At 44.7% G+C, this 13436-nt stretch carries 10 protein-coding genes and 1 tRNA gene; 4 read left to right on the top strand and 7 right to left on the bottom strand.

The genetic code is table 11. The annotated features are described in order from the left end of the window. The 3 genes from PCC7418_RS21040 to PCC7418_RS17275 form a co-directional block, all read right to left on the bottom strand. Entirely contained in the window at nt 1-168 is a 168-nt protein-coding gene (locus PCC7418_RS21040; RefSeq protein ID WP_235620718.1) for a PIN domain-containing protein, read from the bottom strand. 5 nt (nt 169-173) lie between these two features. Beyond that, nucleotides 174-452 (bottom strand): hypothetical protein, encoded by a 279-nt coding sequence (locus PCC7418_RS17280; protein ID WP_015227476.1) that lies wholly within the window; start codon nt 450-452, stop codon nt 174-176. A 255-nt stretch (nt 453-707) separates the two neighbouring features. Then, nucleotides 708-1286 carry a Uma2 family endonuclease gene (locus PCC7418_RS17275; protein ID WP_015227475.1) on the bottom strand — a complete coding sequence of 193 codons (579 nt, stop codon included), beginning with the start codon at nt 1284-1286 and terminating at the stop codon, nt 708-710. A 139-nt stretch (nt 1287-1425) separates the two neighbouring features. Between PCC7418_RS17275 and PCC7418_RS17270 the strand changes: the two genes are divergently transcribed. Beyond that, nucleotides 1426-2733: an NB-ARC domain-containing protein gene (locus PCC7418_RS17270; RefSeq protein ID WP_015227474.1), complete on the top strand. Its 1308-nt coding sequence runs from the start codon at nt 1426-1428 to the stop codon at nt 2731-2733. A gap of 27 nt (nt 2734-2760) precedes the next feature. Here PCC7418_RS17270 and PCC7418_RS17265 read toward each other — a convergent pair whose 3' ends face one another. Continuing rightward, the gene (locus tag PCC7418_RS17265; protein WP_015227473.1) at nt 2761-3192 is read right to left on the bottom strand and encodes a YbhB/YbcL family Raf kinase inhibitor-like protein; all 432 of its coding nucleotides are present in this window, start codon (nt 3190-3192) and stop codon (nt 2761-2763) included. Between the two features lie 99 nt (nt 3193-3291). Next, the gene (locus PCC7418_RS17260; protein ID WP_015227472.1) at nt 3292-3477 is read right to left on the bottom strand and encodes a hypothetical protein; all 186 of its coding nucleotides are present in this window, start codon (nt 3475-3477) and stop codon (nt 3292-3294) included. Nucleotides 3478-3676: 199 nt separating this feature from the next. Between PCC7418_RS17260 and PCC7418_RS17255 the strand changes: the two genes are divergently transcribed. Further along, nucleotides 3677-4216: a hypothetical protein gene (locus PCC7418_RS17255; RefSeq protein ID WP_015227471.1), complete on the top strand. Its 540-nt coding sequence runs from the start codon at nt 3677-3679 to the stop codon at nt 4214-4216. A 124-nt stretch (nt 4217-4340) separates the two neighbouring features. Further along, nucleotides 4341-6218, top strand: coding sequence for a biosynthetic-type acetolactate synthase large subunit (gene ilvB / locus PCC7418_RS17250; protein WP_015227470.1), 1878 nt, complete (start codon nt 4341-4343; stop codon nt 6216-6218). 81 nt (nt 6219-6299) lie between these two features. On the opposite strand, the gene PCC7418_RS17245 is transcribed toward ilvB, so the two are convergent. Together PCC7418_RS17245 and PCC7418_RS17240 are read right to left on the bottom strand one after the other, a co-directional pair. Further along, nucleotides 6300-6386: transfer RNA gene (locus tag PCC7418_RS17245), tRNA-Ser, on the bottom strand. A gap of 176 nt (nt 6387-6562) precedes the next feature. Then, nucleotides 6563-9952 carry an alkaline phosphatase gene (locus tag PCC7418_RS17240; protein WP_015227469.1) on the bottom strand — a complete coding sequence of 1130 codons (3390 nt, stop codon included), beginning with the start codon at nt 9950-9952 and terminating at the stop codon, nt 6563-6565. 683 nt (nt 9953-10635) lie between these two features. Between PCC7418_RS17240 and PCC7418_RS17235 the strand changes: the two genes are divergently transcribed. After that, a complete protein-coding gene (locus PCC7418_RS17235; RefSeq protein WP_015227467.1) occupies nt 10636-13368 on the top strand; it encodes a hemolysin-type calcium-binding protein in 2733 nt (910 codons plus the stop codon). Nucleotides 13369-13436 lie beyond the last annotated feature (68 nt).

Genomic DNA, 13436 nt, shown 5'->3' with positions numbered 1-13436 from the left:
TTAAAGACGCTTGGTTTTACGGCGACATCTATAAAGTTCTGCTAAAGTGTGAGTTGAAAGATATCCTTGTACTTCTCCCCGTTTTGCTAACTCTAATTCAGGAAAAGCACGATCGTGGTTGGGATGTTCCACTAATAAGGCAGCGACTAGAACAGATGTATCGTACAAAACCCTCACAAATTAAGGTCTCCTATCTGCTTTTGAATCCGTTCTTCTCTGACTTTGTTAACTAATTCTGTGATCTCCAATGGAGTTGAAGCCCCAGTTTTAATCACCAAAATACCTTGCTTGCGATGCAACCGTTGTGAACACTTCGAGCCTTCTGAGTCATCTTGAGTTTTGTTTGCTTCTGACGACGATTGTTGTAACTCTTGAAACCTTTCCCAGAGTAGAGAAACCAATTCATCTGAGGATTGCTGAATCGCCTGAATTAACTCTTCTTTTCTTGTCATCACAATTAAGACTCTATACCCAACTTAGTTGATCCTATCATTACCACCTAATCCTTATAAATCTAAATGAGAGCAGCCCCTCAATCATAAAAATGCTCAGCTAGTTCGGAAAAGGTTACACTTAAAGAAGGTTGAGCCACTAAACCAAACTCAGCAGGATTTTCCCCCTCCAAATGAAGACTCACTGCTTCTATTAAGTTATGTGAGATTTCGTCAATTTTGATGACCTCAGAACCTGATAATCGCCTGTATGTTTTAAAGCTGATTCAGGTCTAAAGATAACTCAAACCCTGGCAAGATATCCTCTCCTGAAAGAATAGCGGGCATTGATCGCGCCTCCACTTGTTCGGTTCGCGATCGATAAATTTCAACTTGTCCGTCGTTCGCATTGATTAACCACCCTAACCGCAGTCCAGAGGCTAAGTATTCTTGCATTTTTTCTCGGAGGGGTTTTAGGCGATCGCTGCGGGATCTCAACTCGATAATGAAATCTGGACAAAGGGGCGGAAATCCTTCTCTTGCTTCCTGAGTTAAGTTTTCCCAGCGTTGTTTTTCTACCCAAGCCACATCAGGAGCGCGGTCGCCTCCACCTGGCAAGCTAAATATCGTCTGAGAACTGAACACCACTCCTAACTGAGTTTGTTCGTTCCACATCCCAACCTTAGCGATTAAATAGGCTTCTCGACGACCTCCTTCTCCTCCGATTGGGGACATGGTAATTAATTCTCCTTTTGGCGATCGCTCCATCAAAACATCAGGATTAGCCAAACACAGTTGATAAAATTTCTCTCGGGTGAGATTAACAATGGGTTCTAGATTTAAGACGGTTTCCATGTTTTAGGTTTAAGAGTTCATCCCTAACTGATTTGATTCTAGCCTAGGATCGTCACCGACTCCCGCCTCAATCTCACTTTTCTACTCCGTGACATGATAAAGTGAGACTAAAATGAGTCAAATTGTAGAACTGTAAGTTATGGTTGTTCCCCCAGAATTTTTGAAGTCTTTGACCAAGCGGTTAGGTGTATCAGAGGGTGAGTTACAAGTGTTGCTGGATACCTTAGAAGGAGAAGACCTAAGCGCGATCGCGCAACGATTAGGCGTACAGCGTAACGCCCTCCAGAAACGCTTGGGTGAGGTTTATAAGAAGTTTCAGATTGAAGGTGCAGGACCTGGTAAATTTGCCAAACTGCAAAAAATCATTCTCGAAGAATATCAAAAACAGATCAATGACCTGCAAAAAGAGGCAGAAAAGCAGACAACTGATCATCTTGACTGGGGAGATGCCCCTGTGGTGGGAACGTTTTGCGGGCGCACAATGCAGTTGACAACTTTAGAAAACGATCTCATCAAAGAGAGATGTCCGTTAGTGGGGCTATTGGGGATGGCTGGAATTGGCAAAAGCGCGATCGCGGTGCGTCTTATTGAAAGTGTTGCTGATAATTATGATTATGTGATTTGGCGCAATTTATCTTTGCGAGGAGTTCCCCATTTAGACAATCTCCTCAGGGATCTCATGGCTTGTTTTCGTCATTCGCAAGAAATAGAAACGAATGATAATCATCCCCCTCTCATTGCAGACTTAATCGAAGAATTTCGAGCATCTCGTTGTTTAGTCATTCTAGATAACTTTGAAAGTGTCTTTCAAGCGAACAACCTAGCCAGTTATTATCAAGGGGGATATGAAAATTATGGAGACCTCTTAAAACAAGTGGCTCAAACCCGTCATCAAAGTAGTATTTTACTCCTAAGCCGAGAAACACCCTTAGAATTAATAACGCTAGCCGGCGATCAATTACCCACTCGTTTCATGACTCTCAACGGCTTAACAGTCGAGACAGTAAAAGAAATTCTTGCGAAAAAAGGCATTAATATTGCTGATAAAAACTTACTTTCTCGATTGACACAAGACTATTCCGGTCATCCCATCGCGATTAATGAATTGGTGACAACAGCCCAAACCCTATTTGATGGTAATTTTGATGAGTTACTAGACTCAAATCCCCTCTTTATCGGTGAAATATTATCTCGTTATTTTTCCGAACAATTCCAACGTTTATCACCCTTAGAAAAACAGGTAATGACTCATCTAGCAGCATCTAATTCAGGATTAACCTTAAAAGAAATACAACACAATCTTTCTGATATCAACGATTTATCTTATGTCATGACAGCACTTAGCTCCTTAAACCGCCGTTGCTTACTGCAAAAGCAAACCAATCAAAAAATCACCCGCTTTACCTTAATCCCCACCTTGAAAAAATATGTCAGTTCACAAGGGTAAGATTGCTGAGTTGCTTAATTTTAGCAATTAAACTTTTTGATATAAGCCAATTAAATTAACGCTCTCCAAAATATGATTTTCCATTGCTGCTTCTAAATCTAATTTCGTTGCTTTTCTTGATAAGTTTAAATCACAGTCAAGCGCGTAAAGTTTGAAAAAATAGCGATGAGTCCCATTAGGAGGACACGGTCCCCCATAATGATTATTGCCCCAACTATTTTTCCCTTGTTCTCCCAAAGCAGAGTTTTCTGGAATTTCTGCAACAGGTTTTATATTCCACATTACCCAGTGATCCCAAGTTTTCATTGGTGCATCTGGATCATCAATAATCAACGCTAAAGAAACAGTCCCATTAGGGATATTACGAATCATCAAAGGCGGATTAATGTTATTCCCCTGACAAGTATATTTTTGAGGAATTATCCCATTATTTTCAAAGACAGGGCTAGTGAGTTTCATTAGACCTCCTTTCCTTTACAGAATCAGTTTTTGACATCGAGCAATCTGACAAATGATTGGATATTGCAATAACTCAATATTATTTGTTTCTGAGTGATTTTAGGGATGATTGAAAGCTCGTTCAAAAAGAACAAAGCCAGCGATTAACATTGCTGTAATTAGAGTAAATTCAACAATTAGAGCTAAACGAAAACTGAACGCACCTAGAAAATAGGTTAAGCTAGAGATACTAATCACCAGTAGGGCGATCATCAGCAGAATTTCACACAGTTGTAATCCCTTCATGACCGAATCCCCTCCTTTGAAATGCAGTTAAAGCGTTAGAAACTTTTCTTTTAGGGGATCAATGACACTTGAATTGTTTCTAGTTTTATTATCTCTCTTTTAGTTCATCAGTCAGGTCATTCTTTAAAAGATGTTAATTTGAAATCAAGAACTTTTTCTGATCATTGGTAAGACTCATTTCACCTTCAACTCAACAAACGTGATTATCATTTGTCCAGGCTTTCATCCTCCCCAACTGACTCAAAACTTCATCAGCGCGATCGGTTTGTCTCACCCGTCTGATCCAAAATGCTTGGTTATTCCCACAAATATTGCTCCGTATAATGGGATCGAGATTTACCACTGGCTGTCTCAACAACTGAATCCCTCTCCTCCTGCTTTATCTTTTGTTGGTTTTAGTGCAGGTGTTGTTGGCGCGATCGCGACAGCATGGATTTGGCAACAGCAAGGGGGAACTGTCAACAGTTTAATTGCTGTTGATGGTTGGGGCGTGCCTTTAATCGGGTCATTTCCTATTTATCGGGTCAGTCATGATCCCTTCACTCACCTCACCTCGGGGTTACTCGGATTCGGACAAGAAAACTTTTATTGTCTTCCAGAAGTGTCCCATTTGCAGTTGTGGCAATCTCCAGATAGGGCTTGGGGCTGGTGGGAAATTAAATCGGGTTGTCGGGTGCGCTGTTCTGCTGCAAAAATGATGAGAGATGTTCTAGTAACAACTAATCAAAGCTCAGACTAGAAGATGATCTGTAAGTGAGAAAAACATAAATAAACTGGGAATTTTCATTAAAAAAGTTGTAGCATAAATAACAACCAGTATATTTCGACTTTAAAGTTAAGTAGTGAGTTTAAACGTTTAAGCTGTGGGTTATCCAAATCAGTCACAACAAATTGCAACGCCGTCTCAAACCAAAACCCCTGAGGTTCCCCAAAAATGCACAGGTGCATTTGCCTTAATGGATAGTCTAAAACGACACGGGGTAACCCATATTTTTGGTTATCCGGGTGGCGCGATTTTACCGATTTATGACGAACTCCATCGCTCAGAAGCGAGAGGAGACGTTAAACATATTTTAGTTCGACACGAACAAGCTGCTGCTCATGCTGCGGATGGCTATGCGCGAGCAACTGGGAAAGTGGGAGTCTGTTTTGCGACTTCTGGACCTGGTGCAACGAATCTGGTCACAGGGTTAGCAACGGCTCACATGGACTCCATCCCAATGGTGGCGATTACAGGACAGGTTGCTAGACCAGCTATTGGTACGGATGCTTTTCAAGAAACAGACATTTTTGGGATTACACTCCCGATTGTGAAGCACTCCTATGTTGTCCGTCGAGCAAGCGACATGGCAAGAATTGTTGCCGAAGCCTTTCATATCGCTAGCAGTGGACGACCTGGACCTGTTTTAATTGATATTCCCAAAGATGTTGGGTTTGAAGAGTGTGATTATGTTCCTGTCCTCCCCAACCAAGTTAATCTTCCAGGTTTCCGACCAACACAAAAAGGGAATCCTCGTAAGGTACTAGAGGCGATTCGATATATTGAATCGGCAGAGCGTCCTTTACTTTATGTGGGGGGCGGTGCGATTACCTCTGGGGCCCATGAAGAAATACAGCAGCTTGCTGAACACTTCCAAATTCCTGTAACAACGACGTTAATGGGTCTGGGTTCGTTTGATGAAAATCATCCCTTATCCGTTTCTATGTTGGGAATGCACGGGACGGCTTACGCTAACTATGCCGTGAGTGAATGTGATTTGCTGATTGCAGTGGGCGCAAGATTTGACGATCGCGTGACAGGAAAACTGGATGAGTTTGCTTCAAAAGCAAAAGTGATTCACATTGATATCGATCCTGCTGAAGTTGGAAAAAACCGCGCTCCGAATGTGCCAATTGTGGGCGATGTCCGCACTTGTTTACAACAGATCCTCGACCGTGTGCGAGAGTTAGATATCCCTGCTCAATCTGGTCGTACCCAACCTTGGCTGAAGAAAATTCAACGCTGGCGTGAAATCTATCCCCTCGTTGTGCCCCATTATGAAGACTTGCTCTCTCCCCAAGAAGTAATTGTCGAAGTGGGACAACAAGCCCCCTATGCGTATTACACAACGGATGTGGGACAACATCAAATGTGGGCAGCCCAATTTATTCAATATGGCCCCCGCCGTTGGATTTCGAGTTCAGGCTTAGGGACAATGGGCTATGGTTTACCCGCAGCGATGGGCGTGAAAGCGGGTGTTGGTGATGAGCAAGTGATTTGCATTAGTGGTGATGCCAGTTTCCAAATGAATTTACAGGAACTGGGAACGCTAGCACAATACGGTATTAATGTCAAGACTGTTTTGATTAATAACGGTTGGCAAGGGATGGTACGGCAATGGCAACAAACCTTTTTCCAAGAGCGGTATTCGGCTTCAAATATGCAGGTGGGAATGCCTGATTTTGAGAAATTGTGTGAAGCCTACGGGATTAAAGGGATGCTGTTGCGCGATCGCGCTGACTTATCCACAGCCATCACCGAAATGCTGAACCATGACGGTCCCGTCTTACTAGATGCCCAAGTGAAAAAAGACGAAAACTGCTATCCCATGGTAGCCCCTGGCAAAAGCAATGCCGAAATGTTAGGATTGCCTGAACTTAAACAGTTAGACCAAGCAGTCGAAATCATGTATTGCAGCAACTGTCGGGCTAAAAATCCCGCCACTAATAAATTCTGCCCTGAGTGTGGCACGAAACTTTAACTGATATTCTCTCCATGTTTTTCATTTCCTCCAAACAAGAGTTTTGGGGGAATTTTTATTGCAATTGATATAACTCTCCAACGGAGAGGGAGGGATTCGAACCCTCGAGGAGCTTGCACTCCTAGCGGTTTTCGAGACCGCCGCAATCAACCACTCTGCCACCTCTCCAGACTGTAATATTCTAACCTTAGCAAGCACAGACCTTCAACCAAAGTCAACAATTGATCTAACACTTAGCCTGGGAAAGGGACAAGTTTAAAGGGGAAAGGGGAAAGGAACAAGGAATGTTAGAGTTACCTTTTCCCCAATTTATCAATTAGAGTGTCACCTTTACCGAGAAATATTTAGACAAAAGCAAAATCACTATCGCTGAGAGCAGTGCTGTCAACACCAATGAGAACCGCTAAATCATCCCCATCAAAGCCAATCAGAGCCTGATCGCCATCTTGATCCAGTTCTAAATCAGCAATTTCAGTCGCACCGACTCCAGCAACACCCAAGACATCCTCTCCAGAAGTAAAGTCAGTAATCGTATTTGCAGCACCAGGAAGACCTGCCGTTGCAATCCAGAATTGATCCTCACCTGGTCCGCCAGTTACAGTGTTATCACCACCGCCTTCAACTTCGCCTTCTGTAAGGAAGAAGCGATCATTCCCTGCACCAGCAACAATCCGATCTTCGTAACCTGCAGTAATGGTATCGTTACCTGCACCTGTATAAATGCGATTTTCACGACCTAACACAGAGTCAACAAGATCATCCCCTGCACCAGTGAAGACACGATTATTGCTTCCTAAGAAAAGTTCATCGTTATCACCACCAGTGTATAGGCGGTTACCACTGCTCACTGTAGAAACATCAACAGTATCATCACCGCCACCAGAGAAAACAAGATTATTTTCACCGAAGAAGTCAACGCCAGCATTCAGTTCATTTGCTTCTAAGCTACCGAAAACAGGAGTACCAGGAGTAGGAGCAGCAGCAGCAGCAGCATCTTCCGGTTCAACGCCAAAGAGAGTCCGATACATGATGCGGTAAATATCAGTGTTATCGGCAGTAGCAGGGAGAGTGTCAGAATTCATCCCGAAGGCTTTGGCAACGATTGAACCTTCTAAGTCCGCTAAGCCAGCCGAAACCACCCCAAATTGGAAAGTATCGCCATCGGCATCTGGTGCGCCAGTAACAAAAGGAGCAGTATCGGAGCCAGTTTGACCATCATAGGGAACAACGATTCCGTCCTCCTCTTCTTCTCGGACTTGAACATCATAGAAGCCAACTGTTTCAGCATCACTGTCAATATCATCGACTTCAACCCCATCAGCATCACTGTCAGCAGCCGTAACCAGTAAGGTGTTGGGATCTTGATTGCGGATGAAGTCTTGAGCAACCCCAATCGCTTCATCAGCGCGAATCATGGCTTCAATTCCACCACCAGCATTATCATTGTTATTCATGTTGTCCGTTGCTTCTTCTTCAGCAACGAGCATGAAGCCATCTTCATCTTGAGACAGAATTGCTAAAGCAGCCTCGGTCATTTCTGCAATCGTGGGAGGATTGGGATTATTATCCGGTTCCCCGGGTTGACCGTAGTAAATTAAATCGCCATCTTCCTCTTCAAACCCTTGGGCGCGGAGATCGTCTTCAAAAGTATCGTTGTAGGTATCGCGAGCTGCAAAAATTCCTAAGAGTTTCTCGGTTTCAGGATTATCAACCGCGTCTTGGAGTTGTTCACGAGTGTAAACAACGGTGTAACCCATTTCTTCTGCTTCTTCAATCAGGTTACGACCATCTTCGCGAGTTCCTTCCCGTCCAAAGAATCCAGTTTCTCCTTCAGGGAGATAGTCGGTTTCGCCACCGCCAAGGATGACATCAGCACCAGATTCAATAATCTCCGCGGTAATCAGTTCAGTTTGACCACGATTTTCAACATCAGCTAAGAACACCCCAGAACCGGGTTCAGCGATGAAACCAGAGTTTACAATCCCGATCGCTTTCCCAGCAGCTTGGGCTTCTTCTAAGATGGTTGTTCCTTCTTTTCCAGATAAAGAAGTGTAAGGGTTACCGTTTTCATCTAAGCCATAGCTACCCGAGAAGGACTTGATGCCATAAGCGTGAACCACAGCCCCACCATTGGAGGTGCCAACGACGCGATCGTCCATGTGACCCAGATAGACTCCAGCATCGGTCATGTTATCCCAGTTGAGACGACCATCGGTTCCCACAGTGGCAAAACGGGCAGCAGCGTAGTGAGAGGGGCTGGTTCCATCGGGGTGAATAAAGATCACGTTACCAGTGGATTCAGTGGGCGCAGGGGGTTCTTCTACCGCAAAGTCATCAGGAACACCTTCAGGTGGATCAAGTTCCACATCAAACAGGGTTTCATACATAATGCGATAAACCGCGGTGTTGTCGATGGTGGATGAGAGTTGATCCGCATTTAAGCCGTAAGCCTTGGTGACGATGCTGCCAGGAACATCACTGAAGGTCGCCCAAGCAGCGCCAAATTCAAAGGTGTCACCATCTCGATCTGGTGCGCCGGTGACAAAGGGTTCGGTATCGTTACCAGTTTGACCATCTAAAGGCACTGGATAGGCAAAAACCTGTTGACCATTGCGCTCAAACCCTTCAACTGCAATATTCCCCTCTAGATCGTCAAAGGAAGATTGACGGATGTTGCTGCCAACCGTGTCACCAGATTTGTCATCAACTTGTAAACCTCCCGCAGCACTATCTGCAGCAGTGATGACTAAGGTGTTAGGGTTAACGTTATCAACAAAGTCGAGGGCAGAACCGATCATGGCATCCGCTCTTAAAATGGCATCTAAAACCCCAGCAGCATTGTTGTCGTTTCCGAAGTTGTCGGTCGCTTCTTCTTCAGCAACGATAAAGAATCCATCTTCAGCTTGAGTGAACTTGTCTAAGCCGAGAGTGAACTCCATCATTTCCCCAACTGTCACTGGGTCTGGATTATTTTGATTGGGTTGACCGTAGGTGATCAGTTGTTCGCTGGGAGGTAAACTTTCGTCAACTAAGCCCGCATCTTTTAATTCTTGCTCGGTTAAGTCGTTGTAGGTGTCTTCAGCAGCAAAGATCCCTAATACTCTTTCGGTATCGGGAGGAAGGGCTTCCAGTTGTTCCCGGGTGTAAACCACTTCATAGCCTAATGCTTCGGCTTCTGTAATCAGGTTTCGACCGTCGGTACGAGTTCCTTCAACACCAAAGAATCCAGTTTCTCCTTCAGGGAGATAGTCCACTTCTCCCGCGCCGAGAATAACATCAACCCCTGACTCGACAATTTGGGCGGTGATGCCTTCTCTATCCCCTCGGCTCTCGGCATCGGCTAAGAAAACACCCGTTCCGGGTTCAGCGATAAAGCCAGACTGGATAACTGCAGTCGGTTTTCCCGCCGCGATCGCTTCTTCCATAATGGTCGAACCCGATTCAGCGCCGTTTTGCAGTTGTCCTTGTAACTCAGAAAGGGGTAAATATTCCTCGCCGTTTTCATCAAAACCATAACTCGGCGCAACTGGTTTAATTCCGTAAGCGTGAGCAACCGCCCCAGCATTGGAAGTTGCACCAATTTGATCATCCATGTGACCAAGATAAACACTTGCGTCCGTCATCCGATCCCAATTGAGACGACCATCGGGACCAACCGTTGCGAGACGACCAAAAGCGTAATGAGCAGGGCCTGCTCCATCAGGGTGAATAAAGATAACGCTATTGCCAGCCATTGTTATTAATGTGAATTCACAACATTCTTATTTTTATTTAAAAAGGTTAATAGTTTTTTATAATAAAGTTGTAATCGGGTTAAGACAAAAAAATACATCAATAAATTTTGATTTAATAAATTTTCTTCTATGATATCAATACGAAAAGCTAGCGCAATGACACAATCCTTTCTAATGGGGGGATTAAGCTAAAGCTACTCTCTTTTCTTCATTCCTAAGAGAGATGTCATTTTCGTTATTAAGAAATACTTGTTTTTTGAAATAAAGATCAGTCGTCAATTCAGTTATTTAAAAGTTATGATCGAAGTTATTACAACTTACCGTCAATAAGTTGTTGGCCTGGCTGGCGCACCAGTCAGGTTTTCCTTGGTTCTTAGAGGCTCGTAATCTGGAATCCATTTATGGTTGCTATAGCGTTTCCTAGTTGGTTGAGGTACGTATTTTCGCATCATTTGTTTTACTCTCCTTTTAAGCCAAGACTAATGAGTAAAAGTTTAATCTCTTTTAGGTTTAATAAACCTATTTTTAATAAGCAAATAACTCTTTCTTAACGTCTTAATGTCAGACTAAATAATTGGCAGAGTTTTTTTTAGGAAGAAATATTAGCTATTAAACTTCTAAAATTCTGCAACAAAAACAACTTTTGAGTTGTTAAAAGGCAATTTATTGACGGTTTAAAAATTATGGTAAGTATTGGCGAGACCACAGCACTGATCCCCCAGGCGGGCAGTTCCACCAAACCCGAACATTTACAAGACGGAGGGAGTGGCGACACAGATTTCCCATACGGCAATTTCAAAGCTCTAGGGACAGTGGGCGAGGAAGATCCCGAAAATGGTCATGTCCTAACTGGGTATCCCGATGGTCAAGCAGCGTGGCTTTTAGATGACGACACCGTGCGCGTGGCTTACCAGTCCGAGTCTTACGCCACCATGTCCAATGAAACATACCCTTGGGAAATGGAAAGTGGTGTTACTTTCACGGGTTCTCATATTCACGCGATCGACTACGATCGCGCAGCCTTTGCAGATTTCTTAAATAACGACACCCCTGCTAGTGAAATGGTCGAGGGTGCGGGACATTTGTTTAACACCGTTTACAACGTATTTGGTGAAGTTGTAGATGGTAAAAACGACGATCCTAACGACCTCAGCGCCAAGTGGGGAAACCAAGTTTCAGCAGATGGGACGCTCTTAGAGTTCCGCGAAGAACAACAGTTAACCCAAGGCGACTTCTTCTTCCACTCTTTCTGCGGAGCTTGGTATGAGCCAGCGAACAAATACGGTGATGGCATTGGCTTTGAAGACGATGTCTGGTTAATGGGGGAAGAATGGAATATCGGTAATGGTATGTATCCCGACCCTGATGGGGAGGATGGTCCTCTCACTGGCAATGATTTCTTCGTTGACAATACAATGGGTCTCGCCTCAATGGTGGTTGATCTCGAAAATGAGACGGCTTACACGGCTCCCGCACTAGGTCAGGCGGGCTATGAGAAACTCCTGCCGATGAACCCAGGCAGCGAAGACTACGTTGTGATCGTAGCTGCAGGCTATAACCTTGAAGTTGAACCCGCCCCCTTAACGGTTTACATCGGTAAGAAAGGTGTTGATGCCAATGGTGATCCTCTCACTGAAGACGCAAGCGCACGGGATTCCTTCTTGGGCGAAAATGGTCTGCTGTATGGTCAGTTATACGGAATGTCTCTCGATGGAGAAACGTTCGAGAATTTAGGGATTGAGGATGTTGATGCCGATGTCAAGATGATGGATGCCTATGCTCAAAATCCTGACGCTCCTGACACATTCAGCGCCCGTTACTATCCCACTAGCTATCAGTGGGATGGCTTCGATAGTCCTGAAAATGCTGGTGACACAGAAGTGTTCAAGTGGCTGGAAGATGGCGATGACGGCGAACCGAACGAACAACCCGAAGGCGGTGTTGCTGCGGGTGGCTATAACTATTTCAATGGTGACAGCAAGACTGAACACCCCGCGGTTGACCCCGACCCCACCAACTATCGCTATATCCAAAACCTGACTGTGCCTAGTGCTCAATTGGGAATTGAGTTTACCGATCTTGTCAATGAGCTTGAGAATAATGATGCTGATGGTAACGGTTTGCCAGATTACTTGTCGGCGGATGTCACACGGATCTTAGCAGGTGTCGATGGCGAACTCACTCTCGAAACGGGTGGTAAAGGAGCAGCTCACATCGGTGAAGAGAACCCCAATGGTACTAAAACCCATGCCACCCATGTCGAAATTGGTGAGGCGCGGATGAATCAACCCGATGGATTACAGTGGGTTAAAGCAGCCGACGGTGACTACCTGATTGTGGATGAAGATTCGGGTAACGATTATGGCGAACGGAAATATGTTCTCCCGATCGACTCTGAGACGATGCAGTTGAAAGAAGAAGGCAAGGGCTATTTCTTAGCCTCAGCTGGTGGGGCTCTTAATCCCCGCGCGATCGCGGAAGTTGCTGCTATTCCCGATACATTTTCCTCGGCAACAAGTTCCGAGTTTTCCGGTTCTTGGAATGTGACACACCTAGTAGAAACGAAGGAAGACGGCAGCTTCTACACCCAAGAAGAGATTGCCGGTACTGGGGCAAAAGAAATCATCAGCAGTGTGCCTCTAGATGAGCAGACCTTGATTGGTGTGGTACAGCACAAAGGGGAACAAAGCGGTATTATCGAAGAACGTTTAGCAGACCAAGGCGGTCAGATCTTCCAATTCAATATCGACCTAGAAGCCCAAGAAGAAGAAGGAGAAGGAGATACTCCTACTGGCGGTCAACCTGCGTTTGGTAGTTTAGAAGGGAATGAACTCAATGCTGGCGTTGACTTCTTCGGTGAAAATAATCTTGTTTTCTCTGGTGGCGGTGATGATACTGTTGATGTTTCTACAGTTGACAGTGGCAATCGTATTTATACAGGTAGCGCAAGTGATGAAGTCTTTTTAGGAAGCAATAATCGTGTCTTCACTGGTGCAGGGGATGATCTTGTTGACTCTGTATTAGGTCGTGAAAATCGCATTTATACAGGTGCAGGTAACGATACCATTACTGCAGGTTACGAAGATCGGATTGTTGCTGGTGCAGGGAATGATCGCTTCTTCCTTACAGAAGGCGAAGTTGAAGGCGGTGGTGATAACACTGTAACTGGCGGACCAGGTGAGGATCAATTCTGGATTGCAACGGCAGGTCTTCCTGGTGCTGCAAATACGATTACTGACTTTACTTCTGGAGAGGATGTCTTGGGTGTTGCTGGAGTCGGTGCGACTGAAATTGCTGATTTAGAACTGGATCAAGATGGCGATCAGGCTCTGATTGGCTTTGATGGGGATGATTTAGCGGTTCTCATTGGTGTTGACAGTACTGCTCTCAGCGATAGTGATTTTGCATTTGTTTAAAAGGAGTGAGTTGGATGGGGTGGAGTGTTCTGCCCCATTTGGTTATGATTTTCAATCTTGATGGCGGA

It is taken from the genome of Halothece sp. PCC 7418, assembly GCF_000317635.1.
Taxonomy (GTDB): Bacteria; Cyanobacteriota; Cyanobacteriia; order Cyanobacteriales; family Rubidibacteraceae; genus Halothece.
The sequence above is the reverse complement of the archived record's forward strand: the minus strand, read 5'-3'. Positions and strand labels throughout refer to the sequence as shown.